Origin of the sequence: Salinicola sp. MIT1003, assembly GCF_001858555.1 — a bacterium.
GTDB classification, from domain to species: Bacteria; Pseudomonadota; Gammaproteobacteria; order Pseudomonadales; family Halomonadaceae; genus Salinicola; species Salinicola salarius.
In genome coordinates this window covers 91,510-109,270 of record NZ_MCAP01000060.1, presented here as the reverse complement: position 1 = coordinate 109,270, position 17,761 = coordinate 91,510, and the positions used below count along the sequence as shown (strand labels likewise).

At 61.4% G+C, this 17,761-nt stretch carries 17 protein-coding genes; 7 read left to right on the top strand and 10 right to left on the bottom strand.

Annotated features, from left to right (window positions below):
• The first annotated feature begins 1 nt into the window (after position 1).
• The 3 genes from BC443_RS17910 to BC443_RS17900 all read left to right on the top strand — a co-directional run bounded on the left by BC443_RS17910 (position 2) and on the right by BC443_RS17900 (position 2,682).
• Complete coding sequence (locus BC443_RS17910) at positions 2-1,243, top strand: cysteine desulfurase (RefSeq protein ID WP_071233240.1); 1,242 nt, start codon at positions 2-4, stop codon at positions 1,241-1,243.
• 52 nt (positions 1,244-1,295) lie between these two features.
• Positions 1,296-1,859, top strand: a complete 564-nt coding sequence (gene sufT / locus BC443_RS17905) for a putative Fe-S cluster assembly protein SufT (protein WP_071233239.1) — start codon at positions 1,296-1,298, stop codon at positions 1,857-1,859.
• 172 nt (positions 1,860-2,031) lie between these two features.
• Positions 2,032-2,682 carry an ElyC/SanA/YdcF family protein gene (locus BC443_RS17900; RefSeq protein WP_071233238.1) on the top strand — a complete coding sequence of 217 codons (651 nt, stop codon included), beginning with the start codon at positions 2,032-2,034 and terminating at the stop codon, positions 2,680-2,682.
• A gap of 66 nt (positions 2,683-2,748) precedes the next feature.
• Here the strand turns inward: BC443_RS17900 and BC443_RS17895 are convergent, their stop codons facing one another.
• From BC443_RS17895 to BC443_RS17880, 4 genes are all read right to left on the bottom strand, one after another.
• Positions 2,749-3,189: a hypothetical protein gene (locus BC443_RS17895; RefSeq protein WP_071233237.1), complete on the bottom strand. Its 441-nt coding sequence runs from the start codon at positions 3,187-3,189 to the stop codon at positions 2,749-2,751.
• A gap of 111 nt (positions 3,190-3,300) precedes the next feature.
• Positions 3,301-4,209, bottom strand: a complete 909-nt coding sequence (gene rimK / locus BC443_RS17890; protein WP_071233236.1) for a 30S ribosomal protein S6--L-glutamate ligase — start codon at positions 4,207-4,209, stop codon at positions 3,301-3,303.
• Positions 4,210-4,262: 53 nt separating this feature from the next.
• Entirely contained in the window at positions 4,263-4,700 is a 438-nt protein-coding gene (locus BC443_RS17885; protein ID WP_071233235.1) for a RimK/LysX family protein, read from the bottom strand.
• A 4-nt stretch (positions 4,701-4,704) separates the two neighbouring features.
• Positions 4,705-5,733, bottom strand: a complete 1,029-nt coding sequence (locus BC443_RS17880; RefSeq protein ID WP_071233234.1) for a DUF3549 family protein — start codon at positions 5,731-5,733, stop codon at positions 4,705-4,707.
• Positions 5,734-5,949: 216 nt separating this feature from the next.
• Here BC443_RS17880 and BC443_RS17875 point away from each other — a divergent pair, with 216 nt between their 5' ends.
• Complete coding sequence (locus tag BC443_RS17875) at positions 5,950-6,276, top strand: YqcC family protein (protein ID WP_071233233.1); 327 nt, start codon at positions 5,950-5,952, stop codon at positions 6,274-6,276.
• 91 nt (positions 6,277-6,367) lie between these two features.
• Here the strand turns inward: BC443_RS17875 and BC443_RS17870 are convergent, their stop codons facing one another.
• Positions 6,368-6,922, bottom strand: a complete 555-nt coding sequence (locus BC443_RS17870; RefSeq protein WP_071233232.1) for an OmpW family outer membrane protein — start codon at positions 6,920-6,922, stop codon at positions 6,368-6,370.
• Between the two features lie 251 nt (positions 6,923-7,173).
• Between BC443_RS17870 and BC443_RS17865 the strand changes: the two genes are divergently transcribed.
• Together BC443_RS17865 and BC443_RS17860 are read left to right on the top strand one after the other, a co-directional pair.
• Entirely contained in the window at positions 7,174-8,178 is a 1,005-nt protein-coding gene (locus tag BC443_RS17865) for a glycosyltransferase family 2 protein (protein WP_247643326.1), read from the top strand.
• Complete coding sequence (locus tag BC443_RS17860; RefSeq protein ID WP_071233230.1) at positions 8,175-8,567, top strand: GtrA family protein; 393 nt, start codon at positions 8,175-8,177, stop codon at positions 8,565-8,567. The genes BC443_RS17865 and BC443_RS17860 overlap by 4 nt, the downstream gene beginning before the upstream one ends.
• A gap of 141 nt (positions 8,568-8,708) precedes the next feature.
• On the opposite strand, the gene putP is transcribed toward BC443_RS17860, so the two are convergent.
• The 5 genes from putP to BC443_RS17835 all read right to left on the bottom strand — a co-directional run bounded on the left by putP (position 8,709) and on the right by BC443_RS17835 (position 15,906).
• Positions 8,709-10,199 (bottom strand): sodium/proline symporter PutP, encoded by a 1,491-nt coding sequence (putP, locus tag BC443_RS17855; protein ID WP_071233229.1) that lies wholly within the window; start codon positions 10,197-10,199, stop codon positions 8,709-8,711.
• 43 nt (positions 10,200-10,242) lie between these two features.
• Complete coding sequence (putA, locus tag BC443_RS17850; RefSeq protein ID WP_071233228.1) at positions 10,243-13,434, bottom strand: bifunctional proline dehydrogenase/L-glutamate gamma-semialdehyde dehydrogenase PutA; 3,192 nt, start codon at positions 13,432-13,434, stop codon at positions 10,243-10,245.
• A 189-nt stretch (positions 13,435-13,623) separates the two neighbouring features.
• Positions 13,624-14,400: a helix-turn-helix domain-containing protein gene (locus BC443_RS17845; RefSeq protein WP_071233227.1), complete on the bottom strand. Its 777-nt coding sequence runs from the start codon at positions 14,398-14,400 to the stop codon at positions 13,624-13,626.
• Positions 14,401-14,424: 24 nt separating this feature from the next.
• A complete protein-coding gene (locus tag BC443_RS17840) occupies positions 14,425-14,796 on the bottom strand; it encodes a hypothetical protein (RefSeq protein WP_071233226.1) in 372 nt (123 codons plus the stop codon).
• A gap of 81 nt (positions 14,797-14,877) precedes the next feature.
• Positions 14,878-15,906: a tripartite tricarboxylate transporter substrate-binding protein gene (locus tag BC443_RS17835; RefSeq protein WP_083387504.1), complete on the bottom strand. Its 1,029-nt coding sequence runs from the start codon at positions 15,904-15,906 to the stop codon at positions 14,878-14,880.
• A gap of 615 nt (positions 15,907-16,521) precedes the next feature.
• Here BC443_RS17835 and BC443_RS17830 point away from each other — a divergent pair.
• Positions 16,522-17,715: an MFS transporter gene (locus BC443_RS17830; RefSeq protein ID WP_071233225.1), complete on the top strand. Its 1,194-nt coding sequence runs from the start codon at positions 16,522-16,524 to the stop codon at positions 17,713-17,715.
• Positions 17,716-17,761 lie beyond the last annotated feature (46 nt).

Sequence of the window (17,761 nt, the reverse complement as noted above, 5' to 3'; positions counted from 1 at the left end):
GATGACCGCGATTACCGATCTGACGCTGGACCTGGCGGCCGTACGTCGGGATTTTCCGATTCTCGATCGTGAGGTTCACGGTCGACCGCTGATCTACCTCGACAACGCCGCCACCAGTCAGACGCCGGTGGCGGTCATCGACAGCCTCAGCGACTACTACCGTCGTTACAACGCCAATATCCATCGCGGGCTGCATACGCTGGCCGACGAGGCGACGGCGGCCTTCGAAGGCGTGCGCACTACGGTTCAGCGCCACCTCAATGCGTTCGAGCCGCGCGAGATCGTGTTCACGCGGGGGGCCACCGAGGCGATCAATCTGGTCGCCAACAGCTGGGGCCGGGCCAACCTGAAGGCGGGCGACGAGGTGGTGATCTCGTTGATGGAGCATCACTCCAACATCGTGCCCTGGCAGTTGCTCGAGCGTGAACTGGGGATCGTGATCAAGGTCATCCCCGTCGATGCGCGAGGCGTACTCGATCAGGAGACCTATCGCGAGATGCTGGGCGAGCGGACCAGGCTGGTCTGCGTCAACCATGTCTCCAATGCGCTGGGCACGATCAATCCCATTGCCGAGATGGCGCGCGATGCCCATGCCTGCGGTGCGCTCATTCTGGTCGATGGCGCCCAGGCTGTGCCGCATCAGGCAGTGGACGTGCAGGCGCTGGATGCCGACTTCTATGTGTTCTCGGGTCACAAGGTCTATGGGCCGATGGGGGCCGGGGCGCTGTATGCCAAGGCTTCCCTCCTCGATTCCATGCCGCCGTGGCAGGGCGGCGGGGAGATGATCTCGCGAGTCTCCTTCGATCGTGGTACCGAATTCGCGGCCGTTCCGCACCGGTTCGAGGCGGGAACGCCTTCGGTGGCCGATGTCATCGCCATGGGAGCGGGACTGGACTGGGTCAACGCGCTTGGCATCGAGCGGCTGTCGGCCTGGGAGCAGTGGCTGCTGGATCATGCAACCCAGAAGCTCGAACAGATCGACGGGCTGAGAATCATCGGCACGGCACCGCAGAAGGCGGGCGTGATTTCGTTTCTCGTCGACGGTGCGCATGCCCAGGATATCGGTCTGTTGATCGATCAGTTGGGTGTGGCGATTCGCACCGGGCATCACTGCGCCCAGCCGGTATTGAGTCATTTCGGTGTCGAGGCGACCTGTCGTGCCTCGCTGGCGGTCTACAACACGCCGGAAGAGGTCGATGCGTTCGTCGAGGCCTTGCAGCGCGTGCTGGGCATGCTGCGCTGAGCCGGTTCCGGCGTCCGGCGTGTCCGGGCCGGCAATTCTGTCAGGAGCAATGATGGATCCGTTAAACGAGGTCTACAAGGGTCAGGAAATGCCGCTGCAGCGGGATGTCGATGTCATTTCGATTCCGTTCGGCAAGACCATCACGCTGGCCGAGGACAGCACCGTAGTGGTGATGCAGGCCAAAGGCAACTCGATCAGCGTCAGCTACGAAGGTCGTCTCTATCTGATCGAAGGTCATGATCTCGACGCGCTGGGGCTGAAGGCACTCGAGCGGCCGACGCTGAATCCCGATGCGACGGAAGCCGAAATGGAAGCTTTCGTCTGGGAGCAACTGCGGACATGCTTCGACCCGGAGATACCGGTCAACATCGTCGATCTCGGGCTGGTTTACGGCTGTCGTATCGAGCGCCTGCTCACCGGCGAACGCATGGTGACCATTCGCATGACGCTGACGGCGCCCGGTTGCGGCATGGGCGATGTGATCGCCGAGGACGCGCGGCGCAAGATTCTCGGGGCGCCGCAGTTCTCCAAGGTTCATGTGGAAATCGTTTTCGATCCGCCCTGGAGCCGTGAGATGATGAGCGAAGAGGCGCGCCTGGAGCTGGGAATGTTCTAGGGTCGACGGATCCTGGGCACGCTGCATGAAGCCACGCTCCTCGGGCTGCGCGAGCCGGTTTCTGGCAGGACAATGAACGCGACATGTTGATCGACATTTCTCATCGCCATTCGACTCCCGGCCGGGGTGCCCGACGATCGTTTTTCCCTCACCGTTTCTGTGTCGTTCACTTATGCTCGAGCTGCTGAAGGGATTGCTCAAGGCGCTGCTTGCCGGCCTGTTGATGCTGGTGATCGGTGTCGTGGTGATTAATCTCTGGATACTCCAGAAGACCCACGCCCGAGTCGAACACGAGGTGCCTCTATGCGCCATGCAGCCGGTCGGGCTGGTCTTCGGTACCGCACAGTGGCTGCGGGAAGGGGGCGCGAATCCCTACTATCAGGCCAGAATGGAGACCTCGGCAGAACTGCTGAGGCTTCATCGTGTCCAGCATCTGCTGCTTTCCGGCGACAACCGTACGCGATACTACAACGAGCCGATCAGCATGTGGCGCTCCTTGCGGCATCGCAATATCAGCGATAGGCACATGACGCTCGATTATGCCGGCTTCAGTACGTTCGATAGCGTGGTTCGCGCCAAGGAGGTGTTTGGCGCGGATCGACTGATGCTGATTTCACAGGGCTGGCACTTGCCGCGGGCCCTGTTCATTGCCGATGCGCTGGGGATCGAGGCTACCGGCTGTGCGGTGCCCGATGATGGCGTCGAGGGAGAATGGCGGCTGCGTCTACGCGAATGGCTTGCCCGTGCCGCCACCTTTGGCGATCTTTACATCTGGGGGCGAAAGCCTTACTTCCTGGGGCCTTTGGAGCCGATTCAGCTGTAGTCGCCATGACACGCTTCCAAGCCTGAGGCGTTGCCAGCAAGGTAGCGTGCCCCCAGGAACCGCTTCTCAGCGTTGGCGTTGCTGCAGCTTGTTGATCTCCCGGATCAATGCACGGCAGTTCTTCCAGCAGCGTTCCAGCGCGGGCTCCAGGGCTTCCGGCAGAGGATGCGTGAACGCCGTGCCCAGCGCCTGCATCAAGACGCGCTCCTGCTCGAGCAGCTCTCCGAGCAGCACGGCACTGTCGTTGCCGACGAAGCTCTTGATACGGCTCCAGAGCCAGAGGTAATCGTCGCGTTCGACATCGGCATCGCGGGGCAGGATATCGAGATGTTCGCGAACCAGCTGCTGCAGTTCGCGCATGGCGGCCCCACGTTCCTCGTAATGGGGTTTCAGGGCATTACGCAGCGCCGGTCGCAGGCGATCGAGATTGTCCTGAAAATAGTCGAGACTGTCGGCCAGCGCTTCGAGTACGCTGTCCATCGCCACTTGGCGATTGTCGAGAAACATGTGCGGCCACCTCCTGAGGTGACACAAATTGTGCGGCCGGAAACACTGTTTTGCCACCCCCGGGCGCAGAAAAATTTAGGATTTTCGGCTATTTGTTCGATCGCTCTCCCATCAGCCCTTGGGTTTCGGCGGCGCTTTCCGCGGCGTACTGGCATTTTTCTCCAGATGCTCGACGATCAGACCCGCGATGTCCTTGCCGGTCGCGGTTTCGATGCCTTGCAGGCCGGGGGAGGAGTTGACCTCCATGATCACCGGGCCGTGGTTGGAGCGCAGCAGGTCGACGCCCGCCACGCCGAGCCCCATGGCCTTGGCTGCGCGAATCGCGGTGGAGCGCTCTTCCGGCGTGATGCGGATGACGCTGGCGGTGCCGCCGCGGTGGAGGTTGGAACGGAATTCACCCTCGGCAGCCTGGCGCTTCATCGATGCCACGACCTTGTCGCCGATCACGAGGCAGCGAATATCGGCGCCCTTGGCTTCCTTGATGTACTCCTGAACCATGATGTTTGCCTTCATGCCCATGAAAGCCTGGATGACCGACTCGGCGGCCTGGTTGGTTTCCGCCAGGACCACGCCGATGCCTTGGGTGCCTTCCAGCAGCTTGATCACCAGCGGGGCGCCCTTGGCCATGGTGATCAGGTCGGGGATGTCGTCGGGCGAATGGGCAAAGCCGGTGACCGGTAGTCCCAATCCCTTGCGAGAAAGCAGTTGCAGCGAGCGCAGTTTATCGCGCGAGCGGGTGATCGCGACCGAGTCGTTGAGCACGTAGGTGTTCATCATCTCGAACTGCCTCAGCACGGCGCAGCCATAGAACGTGACCGACGCGCCGATGCGCGGGACGATCGCATCGAAGGGCTCGAGCTCTGCGCCCTTGTAATGGATCGAAGGGCGATGCGAGGCGATGCTCATGTAACAGCGCAGCGTGTCGACGACTCTGACGGTATGGCCACGCTGCTCGGCGGCCTCGACCAGGCGCCGCGTCGAGTAGAGATTACGATTGCGTGACAGAATGCCGATATGCATGCGCTTGGGACTCCGATGCGTGAATGGAAGGACAGATGAGGTGAAGCGGGCCGTCAGGGTTCGCCGTGCAGGAACGCGGCACCAGGGGCAACCAGAAGCCGCCGCATGGCGCGCCTTCCCAGTAGCATGGGGTGGCGCATGTTGCTGCGATCGGTCAGGGTCAGCTCGATGGGAAAATCCAGGCCGCCAAGCAGAAGACGCGTACGAATGACGTAGCGCCATTCCTGCTGGCCGTTGGAACTCCTCACCCGGCGGCGATCGTGCAGTGGCAGCTGACATTCATGGTGCGTGCTCTGCTGACCACTCGAGCGAGTGATGAATCGAACCCACGGATGGCCGTTCTCCTCGTAGGGTTCGATCCGCTCCGCATGCAGGGCCGATGTTCTCGCGCCGGTGTCCGCCTTGCAGCAGAGTGTCATGTGCAGATCCGGTAGCGTGACCATTTCACGCCGGCCGATGACCGCCTTGGCCTGGTAGGGTAGTGCTTTCATGGGTTCAAGCATTCCATTCTCTGACGAGCCGGCCCACGGGAGAGTGCGCCGGCGCCTGACGCAGCATCATCAATATGGGCAGCCGCAGGCGGGGGATCAATGCCAAATCACGGACGACGCGGCGAAAGTTGGCATTCCTGCAGCTTGCCAGACGTTCCAGAAACCGCATGAGCCGGGTTTCATGTTCGAGATGCTGCCAGCCGCGGGCGGCAATGGCGGCAAGACAATCGGCGGCCATGAGGTCGTCGTCGAGAATACGATCGAGCCATTCTCCGACCCGGGGGGCGTCGCTGCCCAGCAGCGCTCTCAGCAGGGCGCAGAACGTTTCTATATCCTGCGCTTCGCGGGTGGTGGCGAGTGCGTGCCAGAGAGTGGGAAGCAGCTCGGCCGGCGTATCGCCATGCTCCATCAGGTAGCACAGCGGCAAGATCACCTCGCGGGGCAGCGCGTTCAGGCGCAGCGTCAATGCCTCGATGACGGCAGGATCACTGTCGACCACCTGATCGGCCAGGCCCTGGAGGCCGAGCATTTGCCAATTGAGAGCGTCGTCACCGATGAGGTAGCGACGCGCCATGTCCGAATGCGATGACGACGGTTGCCCGAAATGGCGAGACAGGCGAGCATGCAGCAGCGCGCGCTGGTGCAGCTCCGGCTCGAATGCCAGGGGGTTGTCCTGCATCAGATTGGTCGGCTCCAGCTTGCCTTGTGCGAGGCCGTTCTGTGACGGATCGGCAGGCTGGGTGCCCAGAGTCTGAAGCAGGCGATCGAGAAATTCGTCGCGCGCGGCAGGAACCAGCATGCCCTGTTCATCCAGCGGCAACGACAGAAACCAGATCGCCGGATCCTGATAGGTCGCCGGCCAGCGCAGAGCGCAGGCGACCTGCGCATGACCGTTCCAGGGTAGCGGCCATGGTTCGCGCTCCTGTTCGAAGGCAGCGAAAGTGTCCTGACGCATTGGCGCCACACGTCGACCCAGGGTCGACAGCGCAAGCTCCGCGCCGCTATGGGCGAAAAAATCGCTCAGCGTTTGCATGGTAGACGGTCGTCATGTTCATCGAGGCGCGCACTGTAACTTGCGGTGACGGCGCTGGATAGGGGGTGGCCAAAAATTGAACAGCTTCCGCCAGCGCATGGCTTGCGGCGCTCCGATCAAGGTGTCCCAAGTTTATCCACAGGCTCTTTCAGGGTTTCTGTGAGCAACCCTGAAGGCGCCATATCCAGACAGCTCCAGACAGCAACAGGAGAGAGAATGAGTCCACACGATGAATTGGCCAGTGCCTTGCGTGAATTGGAAACGGCCCTGATGGAAGCCGGCTTCTGGGAGGAATCCCGGCCGGACGCTTCGGCGTTCGAAAGCCGGCAGCCATTCTGTGTCGATACCATGTCGCTGCCGCAGTGGCTGCGGTACGTCTTTATCGCCCGCCTGCAGGCACTGATCGACGCCCGTGCGACATTGCCGGAGAGCTGTGCGGTCGCGCCGGCAATGGAGGTGTGGCTCAAGGACGAACCGGCCTCGAGGAGAGAGCCGGTGATCCGTGAACTCGCCGTCGTCGACCGCATCGTCACCCAGGCGTGAGCGGTCACAGCGAGTGTGGTCGTTCGCTTTCTGAATCGCGGACACAAAAAACCGGGCCTGAGGCCCGGTTTTGCTATCGATCGCCGATCGCTTAGAAGCGAGCGGTGACACCGGCACCGACGGTGACCGGATCGAGATCGATATCGCGGCCGCCACTGATGTCGGCGCTGACATCGGTGTACTGAGCGAAAGCGTTGAAGCCGAAGTTTTCGGTGACGTTCAGGTCGACGCCCAACTGGCCGGCTGCGCCCCAGGAATCGTCGACGCTACCGACACCGCTTTCGTCGGAGAACGTGGTGTAGTTGACGCCGACACCAGCATAGGGCTGGACAGCAGAGTCCATGCCGCCGAGCGGGTAGTACTGAGCCATCAGGTTGATCGGAACCTGCTTGAAGTTGCCGCCTTCAGCGTGAACCTTGGTTTCGGTCATGGAGCTCAGCTCGACACCGATCTTGTCGTGAACCATGTAACCCAGGCCCAGGTAGGCGCCCTTGTCGTTGTCATCGGTATAACCGGTGTCAACGTCGGTCTTGGCAACGCCCAGACGGCCATAGAAGTCGCCGGCGCCATAGGCGAAAGCGGCTTGGGTTCCGAATGCGCAAGCGCCGGCAACCACCATTGCAGAAAACAGTTTGGTCTTGGTCATGATAAGTACTCCCTTCCTTTCATCATGAAGCCGTGTTACCGGCCTTCACATTCTATGAGACAACGTCGCTATGATAGGAAACAGTGTTTTTTATGTCCAGTAAAATTTTGAAACAGCGTTTTTTTACGGCTCAGTAGGCGTTACGCCTGTTTGTGCGCCATCCGCTGCTACCGGCTAGGATTACCGTAGTAGCGAATGACTCAAGCTGCCAATACGAGATGAGGTGGCAGCACATCGCGCAAGGAGTGCTCGTGGAGCGTCGTCAGAGAGACTGGATGTTGTCGATCGTGGTGCCGGTAATGAACGAGGAAGCGGCCATCGCGCGTTTCCTGGAAGCCGTGGATCGCACGCTGGGCGATGCGGTGCCGCGACTGGAAATTCTGTTCGTCGACGACGGCTCCACCGATGCGACGCTTGTCACGTTGCGAGAGCGGGCAGCGCTGGATCCTCGCACTCGGGTGATATCGCTGACGCGCAATTTCGGCAAGGAAGCTGCCATGACCGCCGGTCTCGACCATGCGCGCGGTGATGCCGTGGTGCCGATGGATGTCGATCTGCAGGACCCGCCGGAGGTGATTCTGGAATTCATTCGTCTGTGGCGGGAGCATGGCTACGACATGGTCTACGGCATTCGGGGATCGCGGGATGAAGATACCCAGGCGAAACGGACCTCCGCCGGGCTTTTCTATCGCTTCTTCAACCGGCTGGCGGAGACGCCCATCCCCAGTAACGCGGGGGATTTCCGGCTGATGGATCGCCGTGTCGTCGAGGCGATCAAGCGATTGCCGGAGCGTAACCGGTTCATGAAAGGGCTGTTCAACTGGCCCGGATACCGCTGCACCGGCGTCTATTACAACCGGCCGGCGAGAGAGAGCGGAGAGAGCAAGTTCAACTTCTGGAAACTCTGGAACTTCGCCATCGACGGTTTCGTCAGCTTCTCGACCTGGCCGCTGCGCATCTGGATGTATTTCGGTGCGGTCATCGCGGGGCTCGCGTTTCTCTACATTCTGCTTCTCGTGGGGCGTGTGATCGTGGTGGGTAGCGATGTCCCCGGCTATGCGTCCTTGATGACGGCGATCCTGTTCTTCGGTGGCATGCAACTGCTGTCCGTCGGGATTCTGGGCGAATACGTGGGACGCCTGTTCATCGAAGCCAAGCAGCGGCCGCTCTACCTGATCGCCGAAGATAGCCTGGAGGCCAAAGATAGCCTGGAGGCCAAAGCGGGTCTGGTCGATGAGGCCTCCCGTACCTCATGAAACGTCGACTCAAGCGCGAAGCCAAGACCGCCGCACGTTTCGGCCTGGTAGGCACGGTGGCGACGGCGGCCCATCTGTCGGTTGCGGCTGTCCTGAGCGCGCTATGGCCGACGCTGTCGGAATTTATCGTCAACCTGTGCGGGTTTCTGGTTGCCTTCCAGATCTCCCTCGTCGGCCATCGGCGGCTGACGTTCCGGCGCCGCGGACGGGCAAAGCGATTTTTTACCCTGGCGGTGCTGGGGTTCGTACTCAATAACGGGGTTCTGGCGACGCTGCTGGCGTCCACCAGAATCGCGGGATTCTGGGCCATCGTCATTGCTACGTTGACTGTGCCGTTGATCACCTACGTCGGTTCGCGGCTGTGGGCGTTCCGCGAACACCATGTCTAGGGCTCGGATGGAAAGTCGCAGAGTATGCGGGACGTAGGCGAGCATGCTGGTCGTGCATCGGCGGAGCATGAAAAAGGGCTCCCGTGGGAGCCCTCTTCCGTAGGAGCCCTTGGAGGCCCCGAGTGCGTCACGTGCGCTTTTCTAACGCGAGATCTGTTTGTACTCCCCGGCATCGCTGGTCACGCTGCTCACCACCAGGATGGCAATGAAGGAGGCGATGAAGCCGGGAATGATCTCGTAGACGCCGGGACCGCCCATGAACTCGCCGTTCCAGCCCAGCGAAATCCAGATCATGACGGTGGCGGCACCCACCACCATGCCCGCGATGGCGCCGGCGCCGTTGGTGCGAGACCACATCAGCGAGAGGAGGATCAGCGGGCCGAATGCCGCACCGAAGCCGGCCCAGGCGTTGCTCACCAGCCCCAGCACCTGAGAGTCCGGGTCGGAGGCAATGACGGCGGCCACCAGACCAACCAGCACGACACTAATTCGGCCGACGGCCACGGTTTCCTTCTCCGTGGCTTCCTTGCGCAGGAACAGGCGGTAGAAGTCTTCGGTCAGTGACGAAGAGGCCACCAGCAGCTGGCTGGAGATCGTGCTCATGATCGCCGCAAGCAGTGCCGCGTAGAGGAAACCGGTGATCAGCGGATGGAACAGCAGATTCGCCAGGATGATGAAGATCGTTTCCGGATCCTGGATCTCCAGACCGTTGCGGATCGCATAGGCACGGCCGAATATACCCAGAGAGATCGCTCCGACGAGAGAGATGAGCATCCAGCTCATGCCGATATTGCGGGCGACGGGTACATCCTTCAGCGATCGGATGGCCATGAAACGCACGATGATGTGCGGCTGCCCGAAATAACCCAGCCCCCAGGTCACCGCAGACAGCCAACCAATGAAGGTCAGGCCATCCGTCCACGATAGCAGCGTGGGATCGACTTCATTCAAGGTCTGCGAGGCCTGGGAAAAACCGCCGCCACCGTCACCGAAGATGACCACCGCCGGCATGATCACCAGCGCCAGCATCATGATGCAGCCCTGCACGAAGTCGGTCATGCTCACGGCCAGGAAGCCGCCGACGACCGTATACGCCAGTACCACGCCCAGCGTGATGATCACACCCGCCGCATAGTCGCTCAGGCTACCGATGTTGATGACGTCGGCAAAGGCGCTTTCGAACAGCTTGCCACCTGCCACCAGGCCGGACGCCGTGTAGACCGCGAAGAAGACGACGATGACGATAGCGGATACTGTTCGCAGCGACATCGCCCGGGTGGGAAACCGGTTTGCCAGGAAGGCCGGGATGGTGATTGCGTTGCCATAGTGAACCGTCTGTTCACGAAGGCGCGGTGCGACCAGGAGCCAGTTGAAGAATGCCCCCACGAACAGGCCGATACCGATCCAGGCCGAGCCCAGGCCGGAGACGAACATCGCCCCGGGCAACCCCAGCAGCAGCCAGCCGCTCATGTCCGAGGCGCCGGCCGACAGCGCCGCCACCTGCGGGCTGAGCGTCCGGCCGCCCAGCATGTAGTCTTCCGACGTGGAAGTGGATGTGCGCATGGCGTAGAGGCCGATGGCGATCATGAGCGCAAAGTAGGCAAAAAGGCTTATCCAGACACCAATAGCCATAAAAACGTCTCCTGTTTCTTAATTGTTAGGCCGGACGTGGCGATCACTCGTCTCCCATGGCAAGCAGTGAAGCGTTCCCACCCAGCGCGGCCGTATTGATGGTGCGCGTCTTTTCGGTGACGAAGCGTAACAGATAATGGGGGCCGCCCGCCTTGGGTCCGGTACCGGAGAATCCTTGCCCGCCGAACGGCTGGACGCCGACGACCGCGCCGATGATATCGCGGTTGACATAGACGTTGCCGACGCGGATGCGGCTGGCGACATGGTTGGTGAAGTTCTCGTTGCGACTATGAACGCCGAACGTCAGCCCATAGCCCTTGGCATTGATGGAGTCGATGACCGCTTCCAGTTGATCGGCGCGGTAGCGGGCGATGTGCAGCAGGGGGCCGAACTGTTCGGTTTCCATCGACTCGATGCCGTCGATATTGAATGCCATCGGCGCAACGAAGGTGCCGTTGCCGGTCTGGGCCGGATCGAGCTTCGCTTCGGCGATCAAGCGGCCTTCGGCCTTCATGATCTCGACATGCTTGAGCAGACCCTGGCGGGCGTCTTCATCGATGACCGGGCCGACATCGGTGCCCAGGTCACGCGGGTCACCGATGCGCAATTCATCCATGGCCCCGCGCAGGATCTCGATCACACGATCGGCAATATCTTCCTGGAGATAGAGAACGCGTAGCGCGGAACAGCGCTGCCCGGCACTCTGGAATGCGGAGTGGACGACATCGGCCACGACCTGCTCGGGCAGGGCGGTCGAATCGACGATCATCGCGTTCATGCCACCGGTCTCGGCGATCAGCGTGGGAAGCGCGGCATTTTCCCTGGCGGCCAGGGCCCGGTTGATGATCTGCGCGGTATCGGTCGACCCGGTGAAGACCACGCCGGTGATGCGCGGATCGCTACTTAGGACGCTACCCACGGTGGGGCCGTCGCCGGGCAGCAACTGCACCACGTCACGGGGCATGCCGGCCTCGTACAGCAATTCGATCACGCGGTTGGCGACCAGCGAGGTCTGCTCGGCGGGCTTGGCAAGCACGGTGTTGCCGGCCACCGCGGCGGCGACCAGTTGGCCGGTGAAGATGGCGACGGGGAAGTTCCAGGGGCTGATCGCGGCGAAGACCCCTTTGCCCTGCATCATCAGCTCGTTGGATTCGCCGGTCGGCCCTGGCAATACGGTCGGCTCGGCGAACAGTTCGCGTGCGCGCGCCGCGTAGTAGCGACAGAAATCTACCGCTTCGCGAATCTCGTCGACACCATCGGTGAGCAGTTTGCCGCCCTCGCGGGAGCAGAGCGTCATCAGTTCCGCGAGATGCGTCTCCATCAGGTCGGCATGACGTTCGAGGATGGCCGCACGCTCCTCGACTGGCGTTTCGCTCCAGCGGGGGAAGGCCTGCCAGGCGATATCGACGGCCTTTTCGGCCTGCTCGCGCGTCGCCCACTGCACACTGCCTACGGACTGACGGCGGTCGTAGGGGCTGGTGACCCGCTGACGTTGGGTTTCGTCGTCGGCGACATCGATTCCGAGCAGCGGCTTGACGTGATGCTCACGCTCCATGAACTCCGCCATGCGATCGATGAGCGGCTGATATTCGCTATTGATGTTCAAGTTGACGCCCCTGGAATTTTTGCGTGCAGGACCATAGATCTGGCGCGGCAACGGAATCTTGGTATTGGCGAAGGTCGGGTACTGCTTGAGCGTGGCGATCGGGTGAACGCAGAGCGATTCCACTGGAACGCGGGGGTCGACCAGCTGGTGGACGAACGACGAGTTGGCGCCATTTTCCAGCAGGCGCCGGACCAGGTAGGGCAGTAGATCCTTGTGCGCTCCCACCGGGGCGTAGATGCGGCAGTAGGTGCCTTCGGGCGCCCGGGTCAGCGCGGCATCGTAGAGGGCTTCACCCATGCCGTGCAGGCGCTGGAATTCGAATGCGCGATCGGCATGGTTGGCCCGTTCGAGAATGTTGGTGATGGTGTGCGCGTTATGGGTCGCGAACTGGGGGAAAATGCGGCCGCGAGTGTTCTCGGATAGCAGGAACTGGGCGCAGGCGAGATAGGCGACATCGGTACACGCCTTGCGGGTATAGACGGGATAACCATCGACGCCGAGCTTCTGCGATTCCTTGATCTCAGTGTCCCAGTATGCGCCCTTGACCAGACGCAGCGGGATCTCGTCGCCCTGTCGATCGGCCAGGCGATTGATGTAGTGAAGGACCGGCAATGCACGCTTGGAGTAGGCCTGAACCACCAAACCGAAATGACCCCAGCCACGGCAGACATCGCTTTCGAAGACAGCGCGGAAGACCTCGAGCGACAGTTCGAGGCGATCCACTTCCTCGGCATCGATGGTCAGCGCGACGTGACGCTCGCGAGCCAGTTCGACGAGCTGCTTGACCGTACCGACGAGCTCTTCGAGTACCTGGGTGCGGCGGCCGAACTCATAGCGCGGATGCAGCGCCGACAGCTTGATCGAGACGGACGGCGCCGGTGTCCTGGCGTCCAGCTTGAGGCTGGTCTTGCCCACCTCGAGAATCGCCGCGGCGTAATCGTCGAAATAGCGCTTGGCATCCTGACGGGTACGGGCGGCTTCGCCCAGCATGTCGTAGGAGTAGGTGTAGCCCTTGTTGAAGAGCGGCCGGGAGCGCTTGAGCGCTTCGTCGATCGTGCGGCCCAGCACGAACTGCTGCCCCATGATCTTCATCGCCTGATACATCGCACTGCGAATGACCGGCTCGCCCATGCGATTGACCATCTTGTTGATGAAGTTGGCCGGCTTGCCTTCTCGCGGCTTGTCCATCTGGATCACGTTGCCGGTCATCAGCAGGCCCCAGGTCGAGGCATTGACGAACCAGGATTCACTCTGGCCCAGATAACGCTTCCAGTCGGCGACCCCCAGCTTGTCCTCGATCAGCGCGTCGGCGGTGGCCTTGTCGGGAATGCGCAGCAGCGCTTCGGCCAGGCACATCAGCAATACGCCTTCCTGCGTGTCGAGGCTGTACTGCTGAAGCAGCTCATCGATGGAGTCGACGGCGGTATCCATGGCCCGGACATCACGTACCAGTTGTGCCGTCTTGTCGCCGATACGTGCGAAATCGGCTTCACCCGCCCCCAGCAGCGTACACAGCTCGGTCAGATAGGCGTCTTCGTCGACGATGTAATGGTCGCTGATTCTGGCAAACAGCTCGTCGAGCGAAGTCTGCCAGGTGGCAGTGTCCAGCATTTGATCGGCTTTTAGCATTGTTGAAGCCCCCTATAGCAGTATGGACCACGGCAGTATGGACCACAGGAATCGGCGTTAGCCTCGGCGATCGCTCGCGGCAAGCAGGCGGTGGCCGGTAATAATGGAAAGGCGTGGTGGCTGACTCTAGCGTGAAACGGGGGAAGGGTTCTTGCCAATTATCCGGGGAGATTTGCGAAAAAGCCCGGGTTATCCATTGGCAGAGGGGCGACGCAGTTGCATGGGGGCGTGGCCGTAGCGACGGCGAAAGGCATGGCTCAGAGCGCTCTGGCTGGCGAATCCGGTGCGTTCCGCGATGTCGGCCAGTGGCATATCGGTCAATGTCGTCAGCTCGCGAACCCGGGTCAGCCGCAACCGCATCACGAACTGATACGGTGTAATGCCTGTCTGTTCGCGAAAGCGTTCGGAGAAGTGCGCCTCGCTGAGGCAGGCGAGATTGGCCAGATCGGATACGCTCAGGCGCTGGTCCAGCCGTTCCAGCACGAACTGCTCGAGTCGTTGAATGTCCAGCGACCGGCTGGCTCGCCTGGTCAGCGGCGGAGAGCAGAGCGCCGCGCCGAGACGGGCATGCAGCGAACTCAGTAGCGTCGTGACCAGCAGATCCGCCGGCGCATGGCTGGCATGGGTCATCTCCTGAATCAGGAACTGGAGATAATGCTGCAGCGACTCGTCCAGCGAGAAGTAGCCTGGACGGTCGAACAGGCTTCTCAACTGGCGGTGCATGCCGGTCAGGGAAGTGGCGTCGTCCGGCAGATCGATGATCAATTGACGATTGTCGCCGATCCCTTCGTAGTAGTGTTCGACATTGGCCGGCACCAGGCAACCGGAAAGCGGCGCCACGACACCGCCCTGGCCGGCAATCTCGAATTCCGCGTAGCCGGACAGCCCGATCACGATCTGGTGATAGTCGTGATGATGATGCTGAATGGCGTTGTCGAGCGGTGCCAGGCGAATCGTATCGGTCATGATGTCTGCCGCAAGAGAGCCGGATCAGGCACGATACTCGCCTCCCTGAAGCGCCTGGTGGGCGGCCAGATGATCGCGCAGCGCCACCAGCTCTTCACGTCCGCTGCGGGAAAACAGCGACCCGCCCTGGGCAGCTTGCCAGGGGCGCCCGTGGGTTTCCATCAGATGCTGGCTTCGCCGGCGCAGGTTTTCCAGATAGGCATCGTGGCGGATCGGATAGCCGATCAGGGTATGCCAGCGTGCTTCGCTGGCACGGTTATCCAGCACCGCATCGAAGAGATCGAGCATATCCTGCGCCTGGGTGCGGTAGCGGGGCGTGCGAGACAGCATCAGCGCCGTCACGGTGGCCACACTGACCAGCAGACAGACGGCGAAAACCACGAGAAAGAGTGACATGGAGACGCTCCCAGTGCGCGACAACCGGCGCAGTTTACCACGCTGGTTGCCGCAGCCTCCAAACGAACGCAGACACGACCGTTAGCGGATCATGCCCAGCTCGCCGCCGATCTCCCGGATGTCGGTAATCTGTTGATCGACGAAGCGGTTCAGCTCGTCGCCCGACTTGTGGAACGGCAGCAGGCCATTCTGGGTCATGATCTGCTTCCATTGGGGAGAGGCGTAAAGATCGTTCAGTGTCTGCTTCCACCACGTGTAGCTCGCTTCGGATGCACCTGCGGGGGTATAGAATCCGCGCCAGTTGGGGGCGACCACATCGATGCCTTGCTCTCTTGCCGTAGGCATATCGCCCAGCTCGCCGGGCAAGCGGTCCTCGGCGAAGACCGCCAGAATGCGAAGATCGCCGCTGTCGACGAAACTCTTGGCTTCACTGAGGTCGCCGGTGAAGGCGTCGATGTGTCCGCCGAGCAACTGGCTGATTGCCACCGAGCCGGAATCGAAGGCCAGATACTTGATGTCGCGAATGGACTTGATACCGGCCTTGCGGGCTGCCATCAGTACCTTGATGTGATCGAAACCACCGGCAACGTCACCGCCGGAGAACGTCACGCTGCCGGCATCTGCCTTGAGATCGTCGAGAAGCTCGGGAAGCGAGTGGTAGGGCGAGTCGGCCGCCACGGCGATCACGCCGTAGTCGGCGCCAAGCGTCGCCACCCAGCGAACCTGATCGGCGTTGCCGTTAGGGTAATTGCCCAGCGCCAGTTGCGTGGTCGTAGCGGTCGACGCCGCCACGATCAGATCGTCATCGCTGGAACGTTTCGCCTGTACATGGCTAAAAGCCACGCCGCCGCTCGCGCCGGGAACGTTGAGCGTCTGCATGGCCGCCGGGATTAGCGAGAGCTCTTGGAGCGCTCTGGCTACCGAGCGACAGGTGAAGTCCCATCCTCCGCCCGGCTGGGCAGGCGCGATACAGTCGACCTTGCCTTGCGGAGCGGCGTGAACGGGAGCAGCGAGCATCACCGCCAGCAGGGGCAGCGTTCGGCACGCAAGCTTGAAGAAATTGGTTGGAGAAGCCGTGATTCTGGAAGCAGAGGGGGTGGGGGAGCGCATGAGTATGAGTCCGTACGGTGTCTTCAGCGAAATATCAATATCGTTATTCAGGTCGCGCTTGTTGTGGGGTTGTGGAGCGACCGCGAGACAGTAACGGATTGGGCAGGCATTCGCTATTGCCCTTTGGCGGGAGCTGGCTGGCGGCGAACGGCGAGACGGTAAAAGACGGGAGAAAAAAGCGAGCGGGGTGCTATCGTACCGACAAAAAATCGCCGCGCATGGCGCGGCGATAACGATCGTTACAGTAAGCTCGAGAAACCGCATAGCAACTGCTGTCGAATCTCTTGCCTAGTGAGAGCACCCACTGACGGAAAAGTTCCTCGGTGGCAGAAATTCAGGTTGAAAACAGAAGCGAGTTCATGATGGCGGCTTTCCAGGGCACGCTTTTGGCTTTTGCAACGAACCCTGCATGTCCGGCTCCCGTTCGACCGAGCGACTCCCGCGCCCGGTAGCTATCTTGTAGATTCACCCGCTCTGAAGAGGGTTTCATGATGTCGCGCCTTGTCGTTCAGTCAGCAGGAAACATCGAAAGATAACGCGTCAGCGGTTTCCAAATCCGTGGCGAGGCGTGAATAATCGAGACCTTTTCGTCTTAGACCAAAGTAGGGGTGGTTTGTGGCTGACACATTCGAGACCGGCGCTGCGAAGCCGTCGCGGCGGTTTGCTCTGTTGATAGAGCTAGCGCTGGCCGTAGGTGGCTTTGCCATCGGGGTCGGCGAATTTACCATCATGGGGCTGATGCCCAACGTGGCCGAGGCGTTGCACATTTCGGAGCCGCAGGTCGGCAACGTCATCAGCGCCTATGCGCTGGGGGTGGTCGTTGGCGCGCCCTTGATCGCCGTCATGGGCTCGCATTTCTATCGACGCCATCTCCTGCTGATGCTGATGGCGTTTTTTGCGCTGGGCAACATCGCCAGTGCTCTGGCGCCCAATTATCACACCCTGATGATCTTCCGCTTCATCTCGGGATTGCCGCACGGCGCCTATTTCGGCGTGGCGTCTCTGGTCGCGGCCTCGCTGGTTCCGACGCACAAGCGTGCGCAGGCGGTCAGCCGGGTCATGTCGGGCCTGACGATCGCCATGCTGGTAGGCAATCCCTTCGCCACCTGGTTGAGCCAGATGATGAGTTGGCGCCTTGCCTTCGCGATGGTCGGTGGCATCGCCATTCTCACGGTGGTGCTGGTGTTCATCTATCTGCCGTTGAATCGCCAGGAGAAGCGCAACAGCCCTGCTCAGGAACTGACGGCGCTCAAGCGCTCCCAAGTCTGGCTGACGCTGGGTGTCGGGGCGATCGGCTTCGCCGGCATGTTCTGCGTATTCAGCTATCTGGCACCGGTGCTGATCAACGTGACTCAGGTGTCGCCCTACTGGATACCGGTCGCTCAGGCGGCATTCGGTGCGGGCGCCATCATCGGCAATATCGTCGGCGGGAAGCTCTATGACCGGATGCAGCTCAAGGGCGTCGGCTGGCTGCTGGTCTGGTGCATTGCCATCCTGCTTCTGTTTCCGCTGGCGGCGCAGTCGCTCTGGTCGATACTGCTGATTTGCATAGCCATCGGCACCATGGTCTCACTGTCGCCGGCACTGCAGACACGCCTGATGGATGTGGCGGCAGATGCGCAAACGCTGGCGGCTGCGTCCAACCATGCGGCCTTCAATGTCGCGAATGCCCTGGGGCCATGGCTGGGCGGGGTGGCCATTGGTGCTGGTTTCGGATGGACCGTGACCGGTTATGTCGGCGCGGCTACTGCGGCGGGCGGGCTGGTCGTGTTCTTCTTTGCCTATCGCCAGCAACAGCGCCACGGCTGAACGAAGGCAATTGAACAGGATTGCCTGATAAGGGCCGGGCCACGCG